This is a genomic window from Archangium gephyra, assembly GCF_042230915.1.
GTDB lineage: Bacteria > Myxococcota > Myxococcia > Myxococcales > Myxococcaceae > Archangium > Archangium gephyra_B.
Map to the genome: position 1 here is coordinate 10265954 of NZ_CP102578.1, position 24978 is coordinate 10290931.

Here is a 24978-nt window from a genome sequence, read left to right on the forward strand (position 1 = left end):
TTACACGGTCTCCAGGGCCACGAGGGCCACCGCGCGGAACGCCGTGCTGGTCCGCAGCACCGTGCCCACGTCCACCTGGGACGGGTCGGAGCCGCGCACCTCGGGCGACAGATGGGCCAGCACGCGCGACGCGGCCAGCGAGGTGGGCACCGCGCGGAATGCCGCCACCGCTGCCTCGTCGAAGCCCTCCACCGGACCGGGCCGGCTCAGTGCCTCGCCCTGCGCACCCAGGCACAGTGCCAGCGCGCACAGGAAGCCCAGCTCCACCGGGCCGAAGCAGGCCAGCGTCCCCGCTCCCAGCACCAGCTCCTCCGGCGAGGCGAGCCAGGCCTCCACGCCGCCCGCAGGATTCAGGAAGACGCGCACCGCCCCCGCGCCCAACTGCTTCAGCGTGGGCCGCAGGGCCGCGTGCAGGCGGGGCATGCTCTCGTCCGTCACCGGCACCGCCTCCGGAGGCAGCGCGTGGCGGAAGCCCTCGGGCAGGGCCACCGGGGAGATCGTCGCCGCCGTGGCGCGCGCCGTGCTGGAGACGAGCGCCGCGCCGAAGCCGTCCACGCGCGCCACCTCCATCGCCACGTCATCGCAGGCCGCCAGCGCCTCGGCGTACAGCGTCCACCCGTCCGCGTCCACCGGCTGCTGCCGCAGCAGCTCGGGCCAGAGGTGGATGGCCAGCGCCGAGCCCTCATAGGTGGGCGACAGCCGCTCCGCCACCAGGCGTTTCGCCGGCATCGAGAGCTGGCCGCCCTGGAAGAGCCGCTCGGCCAGGCGCACCGCGAACACCACCAACTGCCCGTCCAGGTACTGGCGGAGGATGTCCTCCAGCTGGGCCGGCTCCTCCGTGAGGCGCTCGCGCAACTGCAGCGCCTCGCCCGTGAAGCCCTGCGCCTCGGCGATGCGCGCGCGCCGCTCCAGCCGCTCCGGCGTCTCCGGCAACAGCTTGAGCTGCTCGGCCGCCTCGGGCAGTCGGCCCAGGGCCTCGTACGCCTCCGCGAGCCGCTCGCGCCACAGCCCCATCGCCGCCGGGCCCGCGAGGATGGCCGCCAACTGCTCGGCCACCACCACGAAGCGCGCGTGGTTCTTCGTCTCGTCGTAGATGGGGAGCAGGAACTCCAGCGCGCGGATCGTGCCGGGCGCGTCCTCGAGCGCCTTCTCGAAGGCCTCCAGCGCGCGCGGCTTGTCGCCCGCCCACATCAGCATGTCGCCATGCTCCACGTGGAGGCTGGCGCGGGCCTTGGGGTCCGTCTCCAGGAGAATGAGCAGGCCCAGCGTGTCCGCCGCGTCCGCGGTGAGCCCCGCGTCGCGCTGCAGCCGGAAGCGCTCGCGCAGCAGCTTGCCGCGCCGCTCCGCCCAGTTGTCCGCCGCCTCGGCCAGCGCCTCGAGGCGCTCCTCCAGCGGCAGCGCCCGGACATGGGTGAGCACCGCCTCGGCCAGCGCCGCGGGGAAGCCCCCAATGCCCGACAGCAGGCTCCGCAGGCGCTCGGTGAAGCCCGGCACCGCCGCGAGCCACTCCATGGCGCGCAGCCGGGACTCGGCCGAGGCCCCATCCGCGCGCAGCACCTCGCCGCGCAGCTCCGTGGCCAGCGCCACGTCCCACTGCGTGAGGAGCTCCGCCAGCCGCAGCAGCCCGTCCCAATCGCCCTCGGTGCGCAGGCCGGTGGCCAGGTCCGTGACGTGCGAGGCATCCGCGTCCGGCCGCGACACCAGCGCCCAGAGCGCCTCGCGGATCCGGGCCGCGTCCCCGGCGCGCTCGGCCAGCGCCAGTGCGCCGGTGAGGTCACCCGACTCGAGCGCGGGCCCGAAGCCCACCTCGACGGCGCGCGCGGGAGCCCCCAGCCGCTGGAAGCGCTCGGCCAGCTCCGCCGGGCCCAACGTCCCCGGGGCTTCCGAGGCCACCCGCTCGAGCACCTCGAGGGCCTCGGCGTTCTCGCCCGCGGCCTCCCACAGGTCCGTCGCCTCCACCAGCAGCGCCGGACGCTGGGCCAGGTACGCCAGCCGGGCCGCCTGCAACAGGGCCTGCGCCGCGCGTCCGGGCTCTTCCGCCACCCGGTGCAGGGCCGCCACCCACTTCAGCGACTCCACATCGGGCTCGAGCGCGACGGCTTCACGGGCCGCGCGCAGTGCATCGGGGATGCGGCTCGCGGCCTCGAACTCGCGCGACGCGGCCAGCAACAGCTCCCGGCGCTCGGCGTTGGAGAGCAGCTCCGCCCGGGCCAGACGCACCTCGGCCAGCCGGCCCGGCTCCGTGGTGAGCAGCGGCTCCAAGGCCTCCAGCGCCTCGGCGTAGCCGGCACCCGAGGTACCCCGGGCCACCACCGCCTCCAGCATTTCGCGGGCGAGCGGCTCGCGGCCGGCGGCACTGGCCAGGGAAGCCAGCTCCAGTCTCAGCAGGGAGGCCTCGTCCGCATCCTCCGTGACGGGCACCAGCCGCTCCAGCGCCTCCAGCAGCGCGGCCTGGTCGCCCCGCTTGCGCAGGCCCACCACCCGGGCCTGGAGCGCGGCCACGTTGGTCGGGTCGGCCTCGGCGGCGCGCTCCCGGAGGGCCTCGGCGCGCTGCGGATCGTCGAGCTGGCCCGCGGCGACGTCGGCGGCGGCCAGCAACAGCTCCGCGGCGCGCGAGCCACCGGCGGCCTGGGCACCCGCCTCGTAGACGGCGAGCAGGTCCGCGGGACGGCGCAGGGCACGCAGGCCCTTCACCGCCCGGTCGATGATGCTCGTATCCGCGGGACGCAGGCGCGCCAGGTGCAGCAGCGCGTCGATGGACTCCTGGGGGTCCTCGAAGAGGTCCGCCGCGCGGCGGTACAGCACCTCGGCGGTGGCGGCGTCGGCCTTGCGCGCGAGCTTCAGGGAGGCGCGGTACAGGCCCTTGGAGTCGCCCGTCTTGCCGTACACCTCGGCGAGGAGCGACAGGGCCTCCTGGCCGCGCGCGCCTTCGGGCTCGAGCGCCACCACGGCCTCGAAGGACTCGGCGGCGTCACGGTACGCACCGGAGGACAGCGAGGCATGGCCGAGCCGCAGGTGCGTGCGCACGCGCACCGGCACGGGCAGCGACTCGCCTCCCGCGGCGAGCAGGCGCCGGTCATAGGGCTGGGCCGCGCCGGGACCGCCCCCCTCGGCGGCCAGCTCCGCGCGCGTGGCGAGTGCGTCCACGTCGTCGCCCGCCTTGGACAGGTAGTCGTCGAAGGCCTGGGCGGCGAGCAGCACCTCTCCGGCCTTGAGCAGGTTGTCCGCGCGCTCACGCAGGAGCGGCAGCGCCTGCTCGGGCGGCACGGCGGCGGCACGCAGGGAGAGCAGCTCCGCCAGCCGGCGCACGTCCCCGGCGGCGCGGGCGCGCAGCACGTGGAAGGCCTCGACGCTGGAGGGGGCCAGCTCGAAGGCCTGGTCCTCGCACAGCAGCGCGCGCTCCAGCGCACCGGCCTCGCGGAAGGCCTTGGCGGCGGCGAGGTAGCTCTCCGCGGCCTGCGCGGGCGGCTGCTTCTGGGCACGGCGCAACAGCAGCGCGGCGAGCGCCTGCGTGTCGCCCGTCTCCGTCAGCCACGCGCGGTGGCGCGAGTAGAGCGGCTCCTGGAAGGGGTCCGCCTCCAGCAGCATGCCGTCGAACTCGGCGGCGTCCGCCTCGCGCCCCATCTCATGGAGCAGGTCCGCCGCGTGGCGGGTGAGGCCCAGGTCATCCGGCAGCGCGGAGCGCGCGGCGAGCAGCGCGACGATGGCGGCCTCCGGGCGTCCGGCGCGCTCGCGGTAGAGGGTGGCGGCACGCAGCAGCAACTGCGCGCGGCGGGCGGCGTCCTCCTCGAAGGAGGCGGACTCCTCGAACCAGGCGGCCAGCTCGGCCACCCGGCCCTCGCGCTCCAGCAGCTCGCACAGGAGCGTCTCGGCCTCCTGGAGGGAGCGGTCCAGGTGGAGCGCGTCGCGCAGGAAGCCCTCGGCCTTCGCGGAGTCGCCGAGGACGCCGAGGTGGTGCTTCGCGAGCCGCAGCAGCCACGGGCCCTTCTCGCGCGTGCCGTTCAGCAGCGGGACGGCGCGCTCCAGCCAGCGGGCCTCGGCGGCGGTGTCGTCGCGGCGCACGGCCAGCTCGATGCCCATGCGCGCCGTGTCGAGTTGCGTGCACAGCGAGAAGGCCCGCTCCAGCGCCAGCTCGGCGGCGGGCAGGTCCAGCTTCGCGTCGCGCAACATCTCCGCGCGGTGGCGCTCGCAGTCCGCGGCCTCGTCCGTCCGCCCCTCCTTCTCCAGGAGGAAGCGCAGCGCCTCCAGCGAGCGCAGGGACTCGTCGACCCGGCCCGCCTCCTCGGCCAGGAGCGCGTGCTCCGAGCAGGCCATGATGGCGCCGTCGAGGTCTCCCGCCTCCTGGCTGAGCGAGGCCACCAGTTGGAGCTGGGCCATCAGCTCGGGGATGCGGCCCGCGTTGCGGTAGAGCGTGGCGAGCGACTGGTACAGCGGCAGCGGCTCCTCCGCCATCTCCGCCGCGCGCACCAGCAGCGAGGCGGCGAGGGTGGAGTCGGCCAGCGAGTCCCGGGCGCGCTCGGACAACGAGACGAGGCGCTCCACGGTCTCCTCGGAGGGAGGCAGGGCGCGCGCGTGGGCGACGAGCACGTCGAAGGCGGCGCGGGGCTCGTCCTTCTCCAGCAGCGCGGCGAGCCGGCGCACCGCGACTTCACTCAGCGGGCTCTCGGCGAGCAGGCGCTTGTAGGCGGACACCGCGCGCCGCGAGTCCCCGAGCTTCTCGGCCAGGGCGCCCAGGCGCAGCCAGGCCTTCTCGGCGCGCTCGGGCTCGGAGGAGAAGTCCGCGGCGGCGGCGAGCTGCTCCTGCAGGGGCAGCGCTTCCTTCACGTCGCCTTGCAGGAAGAGGAGCTCGGCCAGCTCGGCGAGCTGCGCGTCGCGCGCGGGCACGAGGGCATGGGCGCGGCGGGCGAAGTCCAGGGCCCGGGCCATGTCCCCGGCGGTGCGCGCGTGCACGGCGCCCTCGCGCAGGAGGGTGGCGGCCTCGGCCGGAGGCAGCTGGCTGGTGCCGACGTCGAGGAGCTTCGCGGCCTCGGCGGAGTCACCCCGGCCGGCGACGAGGGCCACCAGACGGCGGCGCACGTCGATGTTCTCGGGAGCCAGACGCACGGCCTGCCGCAGCGCGGCCTCGGCGGCCTCGGGCTGCTCCAGGCGCTCCAGGTGGAGGGTGCCCAGCTCCGCGTAGAGGGCGGCGGCCTCGGGAGGAGGCGCGTGCGAGGCCTCGGCGGCGAGCAGGCCCGCGAGGCGCGTCCAGTCCTCCTGCTCACGCAGCACGCGCTGGAGCGCGGCGGTGGCCCCGGCATGGCGCGGGGCGAGGGAGAGCGCCGCTTCCAGGCTGTCCGCGGCCTCGGCGAGCTTGCCCGTCTTCTCGAGCAGGCTCGCGCGCGCCAGTTGAGCTTCCACGCGGCGAGGCAGGGGCCCCTGGCGAGCGGCCTCGGCGAGCGCGTCCGCCTCGGCGTCCGGCTGCCCGTCGCGGCGCGCGAGCGTGGCGAGGGCGAAGAAGGCATCACTGCGCTCGGCCGGGGACAGCGGCAGCGCCACGGCGGCGAGCAGGGCCTCGCGGGCCGGAGTCCGCGCGTCCTTCTCCACCAGCACGGAAGCAAGGGCGAGCAGCCGGGTGCGGGCGCGCTCGGCGAGCTCCGGCTCGGAGGCCACCACCTGACGCCAGGCCTCCAGCTCGTCCACGTCGTCGCCGGCCTCGCGGGCGAGCGCGGCGATGGCGAGCCACAGGGGCGCGGGCCGGTGGGAGAGCTTCGTGGCGGCGAGGAAGTCGTCGCGCGCGGACTGGGAGCGGCCGGCGTTGCGGTGGAGGGCGGCGCGGCGGGCGAGCAGCTCGGCGCGGGCATCCCCCACGGCGGAAGTAATGAGGGTGCCCAGCAGGGCGAGGCGCTCGGCCTCCTCCTGGGCAGTGCCGGTGCCCGGCGGGGGCAGCAGCTCCAACAGGCCCTGGGTGGCCCAGGTGTCGTGGGGCTCCTCGGCGAGCACGCTGCGCAGGGCGTCGGCGGCCTCGGCGGGACGGCCCAGGGCGAGGCACAGCTCGGCCAGCTCGCGGCGCGCGGAGCGGCGGGCGTCTCCGGAGAGGCGCGGCCACAGCGTGGCGAGCAGGTCCGCCAGCGCCTCGCGCGCCCCGGCCTTGCGGTGGAGGCCGGCCAGTTCCACCTGGGCCTCGAGGTCCTCGGGAGCCAGGGTGCAGTACTGCGCGAGCAGGCGGCGGGCGGAGTCCGGGCGGCCCGCGCGCACGGCGGCGGCGGAGGCACGGCGGGTGAGCTCCAGCAGCTCGTCCTCGCGGGGCGCGTCCGGGTCCACCGCGGGCAGGGCCAGCACCGCCTCGAAGTCCTCGAGGGCGGCGCGGGGGTCGGCCTGCATGCGCAGCTCGCCACGGCGCATGCGCGCGGGAGCGAAGGAGGCCTCGCGCTCCAGGGCCTCGGCGAGGAAGGCCTCCTCGCGGCTGGTGCCCATGGCGAGCACGGAGGCGCGGTAGAGGAGCTTCGCGCCGGCGCGGGCGTCCGTCACGAGGGCGGCCTTGCGCGCGAAGAGGCGGGCGGCCTCCAGCTTCTCGCCACGCTCCAGCTCCAGCTCGGCGAGTGCGTCGAGGGCCTCGGCGGCCAGCGGGCCGGAGGGGCTCGCGTCGAGGGCGGCGGACAGGCGCAGGAGGGCCGGGCCCTTCTCTCCGCGCTCCAGGAGGACGCGGGCGCTCTGGAGGAAGAGGGGCGCGGCCTCGGCGGCGCGCTCGGCGGCGACGAGGGCCTGGGCACGCGAGGCCCACAGCTCGGCCAATTCGCGCGTCTCGCCGGCCTCGGTGTAGAGGGCCTCCAGCCGGGAGGCGAGCGCGTCATCCAGGCGGCGCAGCGGGAAGGCCTGGGCGTAGGCGGCGATGGCGGCCTCGCGGTCTCCCATCAGCTCGCACGCGCGGCCCAGGCGCGAGCGGATGTCCGCGAGACGCTCGGGGGCGGTGGTGCGCGGCAGGGAGGAGAGCAGCGACTCCAGCGCGCGCCGGGCGTGCTCGGGGCGCTCGCAGCGCAGCGAAAGCTCCGCCAGCTCCAGCAGCACGGCCTGCTCCGGAGACAGGCGCGCGGCCTTCTCCAGGGCCACCAGCGCCTCGCCGAGGCGGCCCAGCCGGGCCTCCAGCACGTTGGCCAGCTCGCGCAGTGCCGCGGCCGCGAGCCGCTTGTCACCCTGCGCCTCGGCCACGCGCGCCCGCTCTTCCAGGGCGGTGGCCAGGCCCGCCATGTCCGAGCGCTTGCGCTGGAGGGCGCACAGCTCGCCCAGGGTGGGCAGGTCATCCGGCTCCGCCTTCAGCACCTCCTGGAGGGCGGTGGCGGCGAGGTCCAAATCAAAGGCCAGGTCCCGCGCGGCGACGGAGAGGCGGCGGTACTTCTGCGCGCGCTCCTTGGGCTCGGGGGTGAGGCGCGCGAGGGCGGAGAGGCATCGGGTGAGCAGCCCTCCATCGCGGCGCGCCTCGGCGAGCGCCAGCATGGACTCCAGCGCGGGCTTGTGGGCGGGGTCGGCCTCGAGCGCGGAGGTGAGGAGGCGCTCGGCCTTCTCGGGCTGCTGCAGGCGGCCGCGGTACAGCTCTCCGGCCTCGGCCCAGAGGGCGGCGCGGCGGCCGGGCTCCTCGTGGACGGCGGCGGCCTTCTCCAGCGCCTCGGCCAGTTCCTGGGTGCGGCCGGTGGCGCGGAAGTAGGGAATCAGCTCGTCGAGCGCGGCGGAGTCGCGCGGATCCAACGCGAGCGCGGCCTCCAGGTGCTCGCGGGCGCGGGCGGGGTCACCGAGCTTCGTGCGGTACAGGCGCGCCAGGGCGTGGTGGCTCTGGTGCGCGGCCTGGCGGATGGACTCGGTGCGCGGCGCGGGGCCGGCCAGCTCCAGCGCCTGCTGGTAGCCAGCGAGCGCCTCCTGCATCTTGCCCAGCTTCTCGGCCACGCGGGCGGTGGAGAAGAGGGGCTCGGGCTCGCCGGGAAGCAGCGACGTGGCCTCGCGGTAGCGCAGCAGCGCGTTGTCCGGCTGCTGGAGGCCCTCTTCCCAGATGCGGCCGGCGAGGAGGTTGGCGCGGCCCACGCGGTCCAGCTCGTGGCGGGCCATGGCCACCTCGCGCAGGCGGTCCAGGGCCTTGAGGGCGCGCAGGTGCTCGCCGCCGCGGTGGCACAGCTCGCCCAGCAGCAGCAGGGCATCTGGCTGGTCCGGCGCGAGGCGCAGCGCGGCCTCGCAGTGCAGGCGGGCGCCAGCGACATCGTCCTCCGTCTGGGCGCACAGCCGCGCGAGGTGCACGTGCGCATCCGCGGCCTCGACGGGGTCTCTCGCGAGCGCGGCGATGCGGCGGTAGGCACGCACGGCACCGGCGCGGTCGCGGCTCTGGTCCGAGGCGCGCGCGAGGGCCTTGAGGGAAGGCAGGTGGTCCGGCTTGAGGCCGAGCACCTCGTGGAGGGCCTTCACCGCCACCTGGGGCGCGTGATCCCTGGCGGCGCGGGCGGCGGCCTCGGCGGAGAAGAAGGCGGCGGCCTCCTCGGAGGCGCGGCGCGCCAGGGTGCACAGGGCGAGGTAGCGCTCGGCGGCGCGGGCGTGCTCGTTGCGGCGCTCGCGCACCACGGCCTCGCCCCAGAGGGCGGCGGGGCTCTTCTCGCGGCGGCGCAGCAGCGTGGCGGCCACGTCCAGGGCCAGGTCATGCGCCTGCGGATCCGCCACGAGGAGCGACAGCAGGCGCTCGGCGGCGAAGGGGTGGGCGTCCTGGGCATCACCAGCCTGCAGGTACGCGTCGCGGGCCTCGGCGAGCTTGCCCTGGGCGAGCAGGGCCTCGGCGTCGGCGAAGGCGCGGGAGCCCTCGAGGGCCAGCAGCAGCTCCTCGTCGGGCGGGGCCGGGGGCGGCAGGCCCCCGGAGGAGAAGCGCAGACGCAGGCCCGCGCTGCTCACCTCGGCGGAGGACAGGCGCGCGGTGTCCAGCACGGGCATCTTGAAGCCCCGGCTGACGGCGGCCTTCTGGCAGAGCGCGGGCAGCACGCGGGTGGAGAAGCCGGTGGCGCCGCGCACCTCCACCTCGGGCAGCAGGCCCAGCTCGGCCACGGTGGCGGCGAGGAGGCCGGGCACCTGCACCGACGGCGTGGAGGCGAAGCCGTACAGGCGCACGTCGTAGAGGTAGAGGGCGAGCCGCTCACCGTCCGCGTCGAAGGCCACCTTGAAGGTGAGCGGGGTGCGCTCCGGCGCCTGGAGGAAGGCCTGGCCCTCGAGGTAGCCGGGGCGGAAGTGCAGCTTGAGGCCCTCGAGGCCCGCCACACGTCCGGCCAGCTCCGCCACCTTGCGCGCCACCAGGTCCGCGTCGACGTTCAGCTCGAGGAAGCCGAAGAGGAGCTTCTTGCGCTGGTAGCGCGAGGCCCCGGCGCTGACGTTGAAGGGGAAGGTGACGTCGGGAATCTGCAGCGCGAAGTCGGCGATGGACAGGCCGGGCGCCAGCTCGAGGGACGGAAACCCCACGAAGGCGCGCCTGTCCAACAGGCGCAGCTCGGGGGCGGCGGCTTGCGCTTCGGACGCGGGCTTGGGGGAGTCGCTGTCGGTGGCCATCGGGGGGCTGCTGTCGAGCACGGGAAGGTACCACGTGGTCCAACCCCCCGGAATTTTTGCTGTTACCCCGCCCGGAGAGCAGGCAACGAGCCTCTGGCGCGAGCGCCCGGCTGTGCCAGAGTCGGGCCCCCTTCAGGAGGCCGCGCCCCACCATGAGCACGACGGTTTCGACTTTTCTGATGTTCGAAGGCAAGAAGGCCGAGGAAGCGATGACGTTCTACGTGTCGCTCTTCAAGGACGCGAGCATCACCAGCATCCAGCGCTATGGCCCGGGCCAGCCCGGCGCCGAGGGGTCGGTGGTGCAGGCGGCCTTCACCCTCAACGGCCAGCGCTTCATGTGCATCGACAGCAGCATGAAGCACGGGTTCACCTTCACGCCCGCCACGTCCATCTTCATCCACACGGACTCGGAAGCCGAGCTCGACATGCTGGCCGCGAAGCTGGGCGAAGGGGGACAGGTGCTCATGCCCCTGGGCGAGTACCCCTTCAGCCCGAAGTTCACCTGGCTCGCCGACCGGTTCGGCGTGTCCTGGCAGCTCAGCCTGACGAAGGCCTGAGCGGACCCGGGCCTCAGCCCGGCATCGGCCCCACGTAGCGGGACGCGGGACGGATGAGCCGGCCGGTGGCGCGCTGCTCGGCGACATGGCCCAGCCATCCGGCCACGCGGCCGCAGGCGAAGGCGGCCGAGAACAGCGCGCGATCGAGTCCCACCGCGTCGAGCAGCACCGCCGTGTAGAACTCCACGTTCGCGCGCAGGGGCCGGTCCGGGTAGCGCTGGCGCAGCAGCTCATCGGCCGCGCGTTCCACCGAGCGCGCCAGGGCGAGCCGGTCGGTCCGCAGCCCCCCTTGCTCGAGCCGCTCGAGGGCGCGCTCCAGCACCGCCGCGCGCGGGTCACGCACGCGGTAGATGCGATGGCCCATGCCCATGATGCGGCGTCCGGCCCGGAGCTCCTCCTCGAGCCACGCGGCGGCCCGCTCCGGACGGCCAATGGCATCGAGCATGTCCAGCACCGGCCCGGGTGCCCCACCGTGCAGGGGCCCCTTCAACGCACCGATGGCGCCCACCACCGCCGACACCGCATCCGAGCCCGTCGAGGCGATCACCCGCGCGGTGAACGTGGAGGCATTCAGCCCATGGTCGGAAACAGTGACCAGGTAGGCCTCGAGCCCGGCGGCCCGCTCGGGTTGGGATTCACCGCTCACCATGCGCAGCAGATCCGCCGCGTGGGACAGCGACGGGTCCGGCGGCACGGGCGCCAGACCGCGCCTGCGCCTCGCCCATGCGCCCGCGAACACCGCCAGGGCGCCCGTCAACAGGACGAAGGTGTCCAGCTCACCGCCCGGGTGCAGCGGGACGTGGGCCGCCGCGGCCCGGAGCGCGTCCATCGCGTCCCGCTCCTCGAGCGCATCCCCTGTCCTCTCGAGCAACCCGAAGGCGCGCACCCGCGCCTCGCCCAGGGCCGCTTGGAGCGACGCGGGCAGCGCCTCCTTCGCGTACGGTGCCCAGAGCCGCCGGCACACCTCCTCGAAGGAGACCGCCCCGGCGAGTGACTCCACGTCCTCTCCGGCAATCACCAGCCTTCCCCGCTCGCCGTCCACCTCGCTCAACCGGGTCTCCGCTACGACTACGCCTTCGAGACCCGCCTGCACCGCAGCCTGCGTCGCGTCCATGTTCGTGACCCTCCGACGCAAGGTGTAATTTCCACCCTCCGGGCTCGAAACTCGATTCGACAATCGACATGTCGCCCAGGCGAAGGGCCAGCCCGCGCCCGGCCTCAGGCCTGGCCCAGCCAGGGGCGCAGCAGGCTCTCCGCCCGCGCCCGGTCCGTGAACAGCAGCGCCAGGCCCACCATCGCCCCCGGTCCCTCCTGGGGCGGAAACACCTGGGCCACCTGCGCCTCCAGCTCCACCACGCGCGCGGCGAACTCCAGCACCAGGCTCACGACGACGTGCGTGTCCCGGGGCAGCTGCTTGGAGGTGGAGATGAAAACAGCCCCCATGCGCAGCTCCCGCTCGTACGCCTGCTGGAAGGCGGCGCGCGTGGGGTAGCTCAGCTCGAAGTGCGGGATGCGCAGCTCCTGGTCCAGCGCCGAGGTGAGCACCTCCCGCGGCGTGAGCAGGCGCACCCCGAAGCCGCCTCGCTCGATGGTGCGCAGCTCGGCCGGCACCAGCTTGTGCCGGCGCACCTCGCCCTCGAAGAACAGACAGCGCTCCGGCTCCACGAAGAGCTGGATGTGCAGCCGGGTGTCCAACGGGGGCATCGACGAGGAGATGATGAACAGCCCCGTCGTCGACACATCGCCCGTGAATCCGGACTGGGAGAGCTCCCGCTCTCCGTACTTCACCATCAACCGACGTTTGATCCGGCGATGCTGGCGCTTCTCGGCCATGGCCGTCTTCCGCCCCCTGGCCCAAGCCCCGGCAGACGCCACCAGGGCAGGGCTCCTGCGTTCCGCGGCACCCTAACACGCCCCCTCGAATGCCCCGCCGCCCCCACCCGCGGCCCCACACACCCCCACACTCCCTGCTCGCCCCCCGTGCTCAGTGTTCACTGCGAGTCCTTCGCGAACGCCTCCGAGCACAAGCGCACGCGAGTTTTCCTGTTCCGCTGCTCGGAGGGCGAGTAGATGAGCGGCCCCGCTTCACTCAAGGCCCCTGCCCGCGACCCCCGTTTCCGGCGAAGATGCAGCGCCCGTGATCGATACCGGTACCCTTGTCCTCGATGGCCGCTTCCGTGTGCTCCAGCTCCTCGGTGCAGGCGGCATGGGCGAGGTGTATCTCGGCGAGCAGGTGTCCCTGGGCCGCAAGGTGGCCATCAAGGTCCTCCACGCGGACCTGATGGTGCACCCGAGCATGATCGAGCGCTTCAAGCGCGAGGCGCGCCTGCTGTCCGCGGTGGAGCACCCGGCCGTGGTGCACGTCATCGACTACGGCCAGGCGGAGGTCGGCGCGTGCCTGGTGATGGAGTACGTGGAGGGCGAGAACCTCTATGACGTGCTGCAGCTGGGGGCCATGGCGCCGTCGCGCGCGCTGCCCCTGCTGTACCAGCTCGCCGAGGGCCTGGCGGCCATCCACGACAAGGGCATCATCCACCGCGACCTCAAGCCGGAGAACGTGCTGCTCACCCGGGGGCTGCGCGGCGAGCAGGCGCGGCTGCTGGACTTCGGCATCGCCCGGCTGGTGGAGCCGGATGCGACGAGCAGCAACCTCAGCCAGGTGGGGCTGGTGGTGGGCACGCCGGAGTACCTCTCGCCGGAGCAGGCGGTGGGCGCGCCGGTGGATCCGCGCAGCGACCTGTACTCCTTCGGGGTGCTCGCCTACCGCATGCTCTCGGGCGCGCTCCCCTTCCCCGGGCCCGGGCCCACGCAGTACGTGGCCCAGCATGCCGCCGCCGAGCCCATGTCCCTCATCGAGGCCGCCCCGACGCTCGCCGGCCACCCCGCGCTCGTCGCGCTGGTGATGCAGCTGCTGCAGAAGGCGCCCAGCCACCGGTTGCAGAGCGCCACCTCGCTGGTGGATGCGCTCGGCGCGCTGGCGGCCGGAGCCCAGGCCATGGTGGGCCTGCCCCTGGCGATGGCGGCGGGCACGGCGTCCCCGAGCATCTCGGCCTTCCTCGTCCCCGACGCGTCCGCCCAGGGCAGCAGTGGAACGTCCCCCTTCGCCTCGCCCCCGGGCGAGCCCGCGGAGCGCAAGCCGGCCGAGTCCCCGGCCTCGGGCACGTCCGTCTTCGCCGCGCCCCCGCCGGTGGCCACGCCCGCGAGCAGTGGCCGCACGGCCTCCCAGGCGCCGACCCGCGCCGACCGGAACATGCCGCTGCCCGAGGGCGCGGCCTCGCCCTCGCGCGCACCCACCCGCTCCTCGCAGTCGGCCATCGCGGCCGTGGTGTACGAGAAGCACGTGGTGCGCGCCGGCACCGTCGTGCCCGCCCCGAAGCCCGCGGGCACGGTGGCCCCCATTGGCAGCGGGACGCTCGCGGGCAGCAAGCCGCAGAACCTGACGGTGATGCTCACCGACCTGGAGGGCTACACCGAGCGCACCTCCCGGCAGACGCACGAGCAGAACGCGCGGATGCTGGAGACGCACGACGGGCTGCTGCTGACGCTGGTGCGCCAGTACGGCGGGCGCCTGGTGCAGAAGCGCGGAGACTCGCTGCTGGCCGTCTTCCCCTCCCCCACCCACGCGGTGCTCTGCGGCATGGCCATGCAGGACCGGCTGTGGCGGCACAACCAGACGTGCGGCCCGGACGAGCAGCTGCCCGTGCGCATCTGCCTCCACACGGGCGAGGTGCTCGTCACGCGCGACGCGGTGCTCGGCGAGCCGGTGGAGGTGGTGAAGGCGGTGGAGCAGGTGGCCACGGCCGGCGAGGTCATCTTCACCGAGTCGGTGAACCTCGCGCGCAACCGGGTGGAGGGAGATGCCGAGCCCTGCGGCAGCGTGCCCATGCCAGGCAATGGCGAGCCGCTGCGCATCCACCGCTGCCGCCGCTCCCCGGAGGGCCTGCCCTTCGGTGGCCAGGACGAGGTGTCGCTCAGTCCGCCCATTGAGGAGCAGCTGGGCCCGGTGATGAAGCCGGTGCGGGCGGTGGCGAGCCTGGCGCGCACGGTGGCCGAGCGCACGGTGGCGCTCGTGCGGGCCTGGCCGCGCCAGACAGCGGGCGTGGGCCTGGGGCTGGTGGCCGTGCTGGGCGTGGGCTCCTATGAGGTGTCGCGCCGCAACAACCCGGTGTACCAGGCCCGGGAGCTGATGGAGGCGGGCCAGCCGGCGGACGCGCTCAAGCGCCTGTCGGACGTGCCGGCGGAAGCGAAGAAGGACGCGCCGGTGCTCCAGCTGCGCGCGCGGGCGTTGCACGGGCTGGAGCGGCACGAGGAGGAGCACGCGGTGCTCGCGGGCATGGACGCCGCGGCGCGCGAGTCCCTCGAGACGCCGGTGCTGGACGGGCTGGCCGAGGACTTCGGCGAGGACGAGGCGGACAAGGGGCTGCGCAAGCTCTTGTCCGGACTGCCGAAGGAGCCGGTGAAGAAGCACTTCGAGGCGCTGGCGGACGAGGAGCCCTCGCCGAGGCAGTGGGGCGCGCTGCGCTACCTGGAGGCCGTGCAGTCCACCGACGGGCTGGACCTGGTGACGCTGTACACGCGCTCGCTCGAGTCGAAGAGCTGCGGCGTGCGCGCGCGCTCGGCGCGGCGGCTGGCGGGACTGGGAGATCCGAAGGCGGTGCCCGCCCTGGAGGAGCTGAGCAAGCTGCCCAAGGACAAGGCCGTGCCCGGCTCGAAGAACTGCGGCCAGGACGAGGCGAAGGACGCCCTCTCGACGCTGTCGAAGAAGTGAGCGGCCCCCTCTTCCGGGACCGCTCAGCGCCGCTCAATCATCATCGTCGTGCTTGGAGTGGCCCTTCTTCTTCCCACGGCCACGGCCATGCCCGCGGCCGTCATCGTCGTCATCCCAGTCGTGCCGATCCCTGTCCCGGTCCTTGTCCTTGAGCTTCTCGTCCACGCGCAGCAGCTCGCGGGTATAGGCGTGGTACTCGAGGTGCAGGTGGCCCCGGGCCCCGGGGGCGAAGGCGTGGAACTTCACCTTCCACACGTCCTTGCCCGTGAGGTGGGCCTCCTTGAGCTCGCACCGGAGGCCCCGGTAACGGCACTCCGAGAAGCCCACCGACACGGCCTCGTCGTAGGACATGGCCCGGGGAGGCGGCGGACCCGGCGGAGGCCGGTGCGGGTGGTACCCGCGCACGATGCAGCCGGGCGCGAGGCAGAGCAATCCGAGAAGCAGCACGGTTCGCATGAGTCCTCCCTACAACGCCGAGGGTGAGGCGAAGCCGACGAAGAGTTCGCCGGTGAGCCAGGCGCGCTGGCCCCGGGCCGCGGCACGCAGGAAGTCATTGAGGACGGGCCCGCTCTGGCCGGCGCGGTGGGTGCGCGGGAAGAGGAGGTTCATGCGCGAGCGGGCAATGCCCTTGCTGCCCCGGTGGATGAAGGTGACGGTGCCGTCCGGCTCCACCGTCTCGACGACGGCGATGTGGGTCATCCCGTCATTGCGCTTGCCGTCGCGGTTGCGGTCGTAGGTCTCCTGGAAGAAGACGAGGTCACCGGGACGGGGACGGCGCTGGTGGACGGCACGCCGGTCCTGCGCGCGGCGGTAGATGGCGGTGACGGCGTTCTCGCCGTTGAGGAAGCCATGGCTGACCAGGTCGATGCCGGCCTTCAGGTAGGCGAGCCGCACGAAGCCGGAGCAGTCGTCCGGGACGCTGCGGTCCACGCGGCCAAGCTGCTTCACCCCCACGAGCTGCACCGCGCGCTCGACGATGAGGGCCGCGGCGGGCGAGGGCGTCCCCAAGACTCCCAGGCGAGAGGCGCGCAGGAGGGAGGCTCCGGCCACGAGCCGGGCGACCTCCACCGTGGTGCTCAGCGCCCGCGCCACCTCCTCCGTCGAGGCCGCCGAGGCGGCACGGGACTCCACCCCTTCGGCGCGGGCAGGCCCCTCGGAGACGGCCGGAGAAGACGGAGCCGGAGCGGCCGGACGGCGCGTGGGCGCGGCGCCAGCGCAGGCGACGAGGAGACACACCGGAACGAGGAGCACACAACGCATGCGGAGTTCCCTGTCAGATGAGGGGGGGCGACATTATCCACCTCCGCCGCCGCCTGCACCCTCTGCGTCCAGGCAGGTGCGCCGTCCTGGCAGGTCCTCAGCCGGCCTGGGACGCCAGGGGCAGCCGGAAGGTGAAGGCACTGCCCTCGCCCAGCGCGCTCTCCACCGACAGGTCCCCTCCGGCTTCCTGGAGGATGGTGCGCACCACCGGCAGGCCCAGGCCCGTCCCCCGGCCCGGAGGCTTGGTGGTGAACCACGGCTCGAAGATGGAGCAGAGCTTGTCCGCGGGGATGCCCACCCCGGTGTCCTCCACGCGGCAGCAGGCGAAGCCCGGCGCGCGGTCCTCGAAGAGCCGCACCCGCACCTCGGCGGGCCGGCCCCGCACCGCCTCCACCGCGTCGGCCGCGTTGCTCACCAGGTTGAGCAGCACCTGCTCCACCCGCGTCCGGCTCGCCTCCACCCAGAGAGGGGACTCGGGCATGGAAGCCGAGACCATCACGTGCTTGGTGATGCCCGCCGTGCGCAGCATGGCCAGCGCGCCCGACACCAGCTCGCGCAGGTCCATCCGCTCCACCGTCGAGCGCCCCGGCCGGCCCAGGTCCATCAGGTGCCGCCCGTGCGTGGCCACGTGCTCGCACGCCCAGTCCAGCTCCTCGAGCAACTCGGCATCGGGCGGGGTGCCGTTCCGCGCGCACTCCCGGAAGGAGCTCCTCAGGCTGTTGAGCACGGTGGAGATGTTGCGCAGCTCGTGCCCCACGCCGGCCGCCAGCGTGCCCAGCGTCGCCAGCCGCTCCACCTGCAGCAACTGGTTGCGCGTCCGCTCCAGCTCCGCTTCCAGCATCTCGTGGTAGCGCACCCGCTCGGTGACATCCAGGGCCAGGCCGGTGACGCCCGTGAGCGTGCCGGCCTCGTCGAACACCGGCGTGTAGCGCATCTCGTAGTGGACGCCATCGAGCAAGATGTAACCGGTGAAGGCCTCACCGGTCAGCGCCCGCCGCGCCTGCGCGACGAGCTCCGGGTGGCTGGCGAAGACCTCGAAGAGGGACTGGCCCACCAACCACCCCGGCGAGAAGCCCCGCGTGGACAGCGAGCCCCCATCCGAAAAGGTGAAGAGGCCCTGCGTGTCCAGCGCCCAGAGGGCCATCTGCGCACCGCGGACCGCCGTGCGCAGCCGCATCTCGCTGAGGGCCAGGGCGCGCTGCATGGACTCGCGCTCGGCCACCTGCGCCTTCAGCATGCGATTGGCCGCCTCGCCCGCGGTGAGCGCCACCTGGAAACGCTCCTGCACTTCGCGCCGCTCGGTGACGTCGATGAGGATGCCGAGCACGCCGAAGACGGCCCCCTGCTCGTCGCGCAGGGGCACCTTGCTCGTCTGCGTCCACCGCTGCCGGCCGTCACTGCCCCGCACGGGCTCCTCGGTCTCGGGCAGCGGCTGCCCCGACGTCAGCACCTGCGTGTCGCACGCGCGGTAGAAGTCCGAGTCCTCCTTGCGCCAGGGCAGCTCGTAGTCGGTGAGCCCCACCACCCCACTGGGGTCCGCACGGCCGGCGATCTTCGCGAACGCGGCGTTGCACCCGAGGTAGCGCAGGTCGCGCCCCTTCCAGAAAATGGGGTATGGCAGTGCGTCGAGGATGTGCCGGAACAGCTCGGCCTCCTGCCGCACCGGTGCCTGGACGACGGCTTCGCGCGACCGCATGGGTCCTCCCCCCCCGTCCCCATGAGAACAGGGGAGTCTCGAACATAACGGCCCGCCGGGGGATGCCGGGAAAACGGGGCGCGGGGATGTTCGCCGCCGGACGTCCGGGATTTTTGGCATCTTCCTCCTGTCGGCTCACGCTGGAGGAGGGCACCCATGGCCACCACACCCGGAACACACACGGCGGAGCTGCCCGGCCCGCGCGCGACACCCCTGCTCGGTGTCACCGGCAACTACATCCGCTTCATCGCGGACCAGTTGCACTGGCTCCACGAGCTGCGCCGCTACGGCCCGCTGGTGGCGCTGGCACGGGGGAGCACCCGGCACGTCTTCGTCTTCCACCCCGACTTCAACATGCAGGTGCTGAGCAACCCGGCGCTCTTCCGCTCCCTGGAGCTCTGGCGCATGGGCCCCGAGGGCTCGTCCCTGCGCAGGTTGTGGACGGGGCTGCTCTCCATCAACGGCGAGGTGCACCGGCAGCACCGCCGGATGATGATGCCCGCCTTCCACAAGAAGAAGGTGGAGAGCTACCGCGACGCCATGGTGGCGTGCATCGGCCGGATGCTGAGCGGCTGGAAGCCGGGCGAGGTGCGGAACATCTTCCGGGAGATGCGGCAGGTGACGCTGCTCATCGTCACCCAGGTGCTCTTCGGGCTGGAGGATGACCGGGAGACGCTGCGGATGGGGCTGCTGATGGCGGAGTGGCTGGAGCGCTACACCTCGCCGGCCGTCCACCTCCTCCCCTACGACAAGCCCGGGCTGCCCTTCCGCCACCTGCTCCGGGTCTCCGAGCGGGGGGAGGCCGCCATCCGGGACCTCATCGCCCGCAAGCGCGCACAGGGCGCGCACGGAGACGACGTGCTCTCCATGCTGCTCCACGCGCGCGACGACGAGGGCGGCTCCATGTCCGACGCGGAGCTGGTCGGGCAGACCAACATCCTCTTCGTCGCCGGCCACGAGACGACCACCAACAGCCTCACCTGGACGCTCTTCCTGCTCGACCAGCACCCGGAGGTGCACGCGGCGCTGGTGGAGGAGCTGGAGCGGGAGCTGAAGGGCTCGCCGCCCACCATCGAGCAGCTGGAGCGGCTTCCGCTGCTGGACCGGGTGGTGAAGGAGAGCCTGCGCCTCCTGCCGCCCGTGCCGACGGCCTTCCGCACCAGCACCGCGCCTTTCGAGATGGGCGGCCACCAGTTCGGCGCGGAGACGCATCTGTACTACAGCCCGTACGTCACCCACCGGCTGCCGGACCTCTACCCCGAACCGGACCGCTTCCTCCCGGAGCGCTGGTTGAAGGCCGAGCCACCGGTGTACGGCTACATCCCCTTCAGCAACGGGCCGCGCCGGTGCATCGGCGCCACCCTGGCACTGCTGGAGATGAAGCTGATGCTCTCCATGCTGCTGCCCCGCTTCCGGCTCTCCCTGCCGCCGGGCGCACGCGTGGACCCGCTGGTGCGGGCCACGATGCGGCCGAAGGGCGGACTGCCCATGCGCCTCCACGCGCAGGACAAGCGCTTCGAGCGCCCCGAGGTGCGAGGCCGCATTCGAGAGCTCGTGGCCCTGCCGTGAGCCCGCGCCTCACCCCTCCCAGGTGTCCATCATCGTGCGCACCCGCTCGTAGCGCTCCAGCAGCTCGGCGCGCTTGGCGGTGAAGAGCACCATGAAGCCCACCACCCCCACGCCGAGCAGCGAGAGGAAGGCGGCGCCCATGCGGTGGTCCCGGATGCCGAAGCGCGCCAGATTGGCCAGCACGCACGTCACCAGGAAGGCACTGCCCAGGTACACGTAGGAGCGGATGCGCAGCGCCATGCCGGCCGCCACGCCCACCACGCACAGCAGGACGCACAGCAGCATGGCCCGGCCGTCCTGGAACATGAGCGGCTTCCACGCCCCGGCCACGTAGACGAGGGTGATGGCCATGGCGCGCAGCTTCGCCCGCGTGTCCGGCTCGAGCGCCTCGTGGAAGACGCGCAGCAGCACCAGCAGCGAGAGGCCCGCGGGGATGACGTAGTACTGCGGCTCCCCGGCACCCGTGCCCACCCAGACGAGGAAGAGCGCGGCGTTGAAGGCAGCCACCGACACGAGCGAGGCCATGCCGCGCTGCGAGGGGTGCGCGGCCAGCGCGGCGAAGTGGGCCGCGTAGCCCACCAGCAGGGCCGCCACGTACAGCGGCTGGCCCCACGGCGCGGTGAGCAGGCCCGCCAGGGGGAAGAGGAAGGCGCCCCACAGCGCCGGCCGGCGGAAGGCGGGCAGCGCGGAGCCCTCGCGCATCGCGAAGACGTAGAGGCCGGAGAAGAGCGCTCCGCCCACCAGCGCCACCAGGCTGTCCGCCGTGCCCAGCCCCGAGGCCAGCGCGTGCAGGCGCACCGACAGGTAGCCGAGCACCACCGTCCACACCGCGAGGAAGGCGGATGTCTCGTCCTCCTCGCGCACGGCGCGGCGCACCAGCGCGAAGAAGAGCACCGCCAGGCACGCGCAGTCGACGAGCGCCGCCACCATGACTCCGGCCGCCCCGGGCACCAGCACCAGGCCGCCAAGCACCTCCACCAGGGCAATCACCGCGAAGGAGTGCCCCACGCTCCGGCGCACCCGGTCACTCGCGAGGAACAGGGCCGCCGTGGCCAGCAGCGCGCTGAGCGCTCCGAAGAACGGGAGGATGAACTCCGCGCCCCGGCCGGTGGAGAACAGCGCCCCCACGTGCGCGAGCAGCGCGTGCAGCCCCACCAGCGAGGCCACCCAGCCCACCACCGCGCGCTCGGGGCGCCGGTACACCACCGCCCAGGCCGTCACCATGCCGGAGAGGAAGCACGCCGCCGTGCCCGGGTGCTTCAAGTCCCGCAGGCCGACGAGGGACAGCAGCGCCAGCACCCAACCCGCATGGTGCAGCGCGGCGCCCACGGTCACGTCCCGGTCATCCAGCCAGGTGCCCGCCATGCACAGCACCAGGCCCGTGCCACTCACCACCGCGGGCGTCCAGAGCGGCTCCACCGCCGCGACGAGCACGCCGGCCAGCAGCGCGACGGCCACGTTGGCCATCTCCCGCTCGCGCGACACCATCAGCACCAGCGAGGCGAGCCCGGCCAGCAGCGCCACCGGAAGCGGCAGCGCGCCCGGCCCGTGGTTCAGCAGGTGCACCACCACGGGCACCGCCGTGGTGAGGGCGCCCGCCATCCACAGCGGCTCGCTCCACGTGTCGGGGAGCCCCGGCGACAGACGCTCGGCCAGCCGCGTCAGGGCGCGCTGGATGCTCCCCACCTGGCACAGGGCGGACAACACGGCCGCGCCGAGCGCCACCGCGGCGAAGGCCAGCGCCGCCTCCGGGCGCCACTCGAGGAAGGCGTGCTCCGCCGTCCTGCCCAGCGAGGCCCCGGCGAGCACGAGCAGCGACGCCGTCAGCATCCAGCGCCGAGAGAGGAGGAAGGCCCCCACCAGCAGCACCCCGGCCAGCAGGGCGATGGCCCCCGGCGTGGGCCCTCGCAGCAGGGACGCGCCACCGAGTGTGAGTGCCCCCACCACGGTGACGGGCCGCAGCGACGTGTCCGGCGGCGTGCGGAAGAAGGCCCACAGCGCACCGGGAACGTGGTGGGTGAGGAAGCCGAGCGCCAGCAGCAGGACGATGGCCCCGAGGTGGAGCGGGAAGCAGAAGAGCAGCAGGCCTACTCCGAGCCCCACACGCACCGAGGGCCTCGGCCCGGGCAGCAGCACGAGGGAGGCCACGAGGGGAGCGAACACCCCGGGCGCGGCCATCGTCTCGGGCACCAGCACCACGCCCACCAGTGTCAGCGCGCCCTGCATCCACATGGACAGCTGGCGCACTGGCTCCTCCTCGGACGTGCCGAGCAGGAGGTGACGGGCGGAGGACAGGTGCTCCGCGGCGCGCACCACGCCGAGCGCGAGCAGCGGCAGCGCGGCGGCCCAGGGCATGGACAGGTTCGCCTGGAGGACGAGGAAGAGCGAGAGCAGCGGCGCGAGGCCCGCGAAGAAGGGCTGGCGGTTGGCGCGCGTCCACACCAGAGGCAGCAGCACCGTGCCCGCGAGCACCGCCAGGGACGCGCCTCTGCGGGCATCCACGCACGCGAGGAGCAGGAAGCCCAGGGCGCACAGCGTCGCCGCGAGCGAGAAACGGCGCTCCCCGGCGAGGAGGCGGAAGGCCGCGCGGTGCGACTCGAGGAGGGCCAGGAGGCTCAGCAGCGTGGCCAGCACCAGCGAGTGCGCGGCCTGGGTGGACTGGAAGACGAAGACGAAGGCCCACAGGGAGGCGGCGACGACACTGACGGACGGGTGCAGCGCGCGCGCGGTGAGGAGGGCCCCGAGTGCGGCGCCGAGCGCGAGCGGGTACGGCTGCGCTCCCCGCGCTGCGGACACCACCACCAGGGGGTAGACGAGCGCGACGAGGCCCGCGACGAGGGTGCTGGCACTGCGCCCCCAGCGCGCGGCGGCCACCGAGGCCCCCAGCGACCAGAGGACGAAGAGGGCCACGGACAGGGCCGGCGTCATCCACGGCCAGACGGAGAAGCTGCCCACCTGGGGCAGCAGCGCGAAGCCGGCCAGGATGACCGCGAACGGGCGGAGCTCGGGCGTGACCCGCGAGGCCACGGCCGCGGCGGCGGCGGCCAGGAGCACGGTGACGCCGAACCAGGGCACCTGGATGGAGAAGCCCCAGAGGAACGCGAGGAGGGCATAGGCGGCCCCGGGCCAGCCGAGCAGCCGTGCACGCCCCCCGAGCCCGCCCAGGAGAGCGAGCCCCAGGGCCGAGACGGCGAGCGCCAGGGGCACCCAGGACGGGCCGGCGAGGCTGGCGAGCTTGGGCACCACGGCGGCGGCACCGAAGGCCGCGACGGCGAGCAGGTAGGGGTTGGCGAGGTTCCACGCCACGAGGAGCGCGGCGGTGCCACAGAGCACCAGGCCCGTCAGCGCGGAGGCCTGGGCGCCCGCGTTGAGGCTGTACACGAAGCCGATGGACGAGAGCCACGCCACCGCGACGCTGAAGGTGAGGCTCGTGCGGCGGGTGCAGACGAGCGACAGCGCGGCGAACACGAGCGCCACCCCACCGCACACGAGCGAGGCGCCGACGGCCCCGAAGAGGGAGTAGGCGGAGAAGGCGAGGAGGAAGGTGAGCGCGGCACCGACGGTGGACAGGTAGAGGCGCTCGAGGAACAGCCCGGTGCCGACGCAGACGGCGATGAGCCCGAGCGCGGTCCAGAAGGCGGGGCGCTGGTCGGAGCCCGCGTGGCCGAGGAGGACGAAGAGCGGGCTGGCAATGGCGGTGGCGCGCAGGAGGACCTCGGAGCACTCCGCGTCACGCGCTGAGGAGTTTCGCTCGGCCCGGGAGCGCAACCACCCGGCGAGCACGGCGCCCGCGAGGACGAAGGGCACGGCCGAGAGCGCCCCGTAGTGGAACGGGAGCTTGCCGGCCACGGGGTAGCCAAGCGCGGCCTTGAGCGAATCGAGCAGGGCCCGCACGGCGCCGGGGACGAGCTGGCCGGCGGAGGCATAGGAGAAGTACGCCCCGGCGTAGGCGAGGTAGAGCCAGCGCACGCGGGGCAGCTCACCGCGGGAGAGCCCGAACACGGTCCAGGTGAAGACGGCCGCGGTGAGGAAGAAGGCCGGAGGCGAGCCCGTGGCGGCGAGCGCGAGGCAGCCCACCTGGAGCGAGGCGATGCTCACGGAGAGCGAGTCGGCGGCCTCGTGGGGAGGGAGGCGGCGGAAGCCGAGGCAGGTGGCGAACAGGAATGCGAGGAGCGGGGCGTAGCTGCCGAAGGAGGGGGCCACGCCGGCGGTGGCGAGGGCCAGGTGCAGGCGGATGGCGTAGAGCAGCAGCAGGTAGAAAGGCGCGGCGAGGACGAAGGCGAGCGCCTTGGAGCTCCGGGGCGCGGGGACGGGCCTGCGCGAGAGGACGAAGAAGAGGGCGCAGGGCAGCACGTCCAACCAGAACGCGAGCGCGCCCCGGGCGAAGAGGGGCGCGAGGCCCATCATCAACGTGGTGCCGAGCAACGCGAGCTGGACGAGGGGACGCGAGGGAGCGTCGAAGGACTCGGCAGGCTTGCGGACGAGGGCGGCGGCGGCGACGGACCAGCCGAGGAGCAACGGCAACATCAGGGCGAGCGGCACGCCATCGAGGCTGAGGCCGCCGAGGGGCCCGAGGGCGACACCACCGAGGGGGGCGACGGCGGCACCGATGAGGCCGAGGATGCGGCCGGCACCGGCGAGGGCCTCGCGGCGGGCGAGCAGGGAGCCGCAGATGGAGAAGGCGGCGGAGTAGCCCGCGGTCATGCCGAAGACGACGAGCGAGCGGGAGAAGGAGGTGAGCCCGGCCCAGCTATCGAAGGCGAGGTAGAGAGAACCGGCGACGATGAGGAAGGCGCCGATGAACCAGCCGATGCTCTCGTAGAGGAAGGGGCGCCAGACGGTGTCCCAGGTCGAGGTCTCCTCGACGATGCGGGCGGCGACGGTGCGAACGGGAGGAGGCGAGAAGAGCGGCTCGGTGACGACCGGAGGAAGCCGCGCCACCTCGTCGCCAGACTCCACGTCGTCGTGCTCCTCTTCCTCGCGCCCCTCCACTCCCTCGCGCCCCTCCACTCCCTCGCGCCCCTCCACTCCCTCGCCCTCCGGGAGAGGGTCGGGGTGAGGGTGCCGAGCCTCCCGGGTTGAGTCCGTGCCAGCTCCCTCTCCCTCTGGGAGAGGGTTGGGGTGAGGGTCTACCTGTGGCTTATCCCAGGCCACCTCGAGAGCGGAGGAGGAAGCCACCGGCTCCGTCGAGGGCGAGGCCTCCACAACCGCCGGAGCACTCACCACCTCCGGAGCGCTCACACCCTCCGCCACCGGCTGAGCGGGAGCAGCCTCCTGGGCGGAGGCGGAGGGACTCTCGGCGAGGACGGAGAGGAGGATCCGCACCTGGCGCTCGTAGCGCTGGGTCAGATAGCTCCGGGTGCCCTTGGTGACATAGGTGGAGTCCCAGTGCTGCAACTCACCGAGGAGGAACTGGACGTGGGCGAGCTCTTGCTCCAGGGCCTGGCGAGGGCGAGGAGACATGGGCTTGCCGCACGCGGCGCAGCGCAGGCCGCCGAGGCGCTCCTGGCGGCAGGACGAGCAGTACATGGTGGGTCAACCCCTCTACAACGACCATGCCGGGCACGAAGCCCAGGAAAATGAGG

General features: G+C 73.7%; 10 protein-coding genes. 3 read left to right on the forward strand and 7 right to left on the reverse strand.

Annotated features, from left to right (window positions below; genetic code table 11):
• Positions 1–9543, reverse strand: coding sequence for a flagellar hook-length control protein FliK (locus NR798_RS40460; RefSeq protein ID WP_375767927.1), 9543 nt, complete (start codon positions 9541–9543; stop codon positions 1–3).
• Positions 9544–9695: 152 nt separating this feature from the next.
• On the opposite strand from NR798_RS40460, the gene NR798_RS40465 reads away from it, so the two are divergent.
• Positions 9696–10100: a VOC family protein gene (locus NR798_RS40465; protein ID WP_375767928.1), complete on the forward strand. Its 405-nt coding sequence runs from the start codon at positions 9696–9698 to the stop codon at positions 10098–10100.
• Positions 10101–10113: 13 nt separating this feature from the next.
• On the opposite strand, the gene NR798_RS40470 is transcribed toward NR798_RS40465, so the two are convergent.
• Together NR798_RS40470 and NR798_RS40475 are read right to left on the reverse strand one after the other, a co-directional pair.
• Positions 10114–11214, reverse strand: a complete 1101-nt coding sequence (locus tag NR798_RS40470) for a citrate synthase (protein ID WP_375767929.1) — start codon at positions 11212–11214, stop codon at positions 10114–10116.
• 104 nt (positions 11215–11318) lie between these two features.
• Positions 11319–11933 carry a PilZ domain-containing protein gene (locus NR798_RS40475; protein ID WP_375767930.1) on the reverse strand — a complete coding sequence of 205 codons (615 nt, stop codon included), beginning with the start codon at positions 11931–11933 and terminating at the stop codon, positions 11319–11321.
• A 304-nt stretch (positions 11934–12237) separates the two neighbouring features.
• On the opposite strand from NR798_RS40475, the gene NR798_RS40480 reads away from it, so the two are divergent.
• The gene (locus tag NR798_RS40480; protein WP_375767931.1) at positions 12238–14868 is read left to right on the forward strand and encodes a protein kinase; all 2631 of its coding nucleotides are present in this window, start codon (positions 12238–12240) and stop codon (positions 14866–14868) included.
• A 33-nt stretch (positions 14869–14901) separates the two neighbouring features.
• On the opposite strand, the gene NR798_RS40485 is transcribed toward NR798_RS40480, so the two are convergent.
• From NR798_RS40485 to NR798_RS40495, 3 genes are all read right to left on the reverse strand, one after another.
• On the reverse strand, positions 14902–15324 hold the full coding sequence (locus NR798_RS40485) for a hypothetical protein (protein WP_375767932.1): 423 nt from the start codon (positions 15322–15324) through the stop codon (positions 14902–14904).
• Positions 15325–15333: 9 nt separating this feature from the next.
• Positions 15334–16128, reverse strand: coding sequence for a CHAP domain-containing protein (locus NR798_RS40490; RefSeq protein ID WP_375767933.1), 795 nt, complete (start codon positions 16126–16128; stop codon positions 15334–15336).
• A 97-nt stretch (positions 16129–16225) separates the two neighbouring features.
• Positions 16226–17824: a PAS domain-containing protein gene (locus NR798_RS40495; protein WP_375767934.1), complete on the reverse strand. Its 1599-nt coding sequence runs from the start codon at positions 17822–17824 to the stop codon at positions 16226–16228.
• A gap of 156 nt (positions 17825–17980) precedes the next feature.
• Here NR798_RS40495 and NR798_RS40500 point away from each other — a divergent pair, with 156 nt between their 5' ends.
• The gene (locus NR798_RS40500; RefSeq protein WP_375767935.1) at positions 17981–19393 is read left to right on the forward strand and encodes a cytochrome P450; all 1413 of its coding nucleotides are present in this window, start codon (positions 17981–17983) and stop codon (positions 19391–19393) included.
• Positions 19394–19402: 9 nt separating this feature from the next.
• Here the strand turns inward: NR798_RS40500 and NR798_RS40505 are convergent, their stop codons facing one another.
• Positions 19403–24922 (reverse strand): hypothetical protein, encoded by a 5520-nt coding sequence (locus NR798_RS40505; protein WP_375767936.1) that lies wholly within the window; start codon positions 24920–24922, stop codon positions 19403–19405.
• Between the last annotated feature and the right edge of the window lie 56 nt (positions 24923–24978).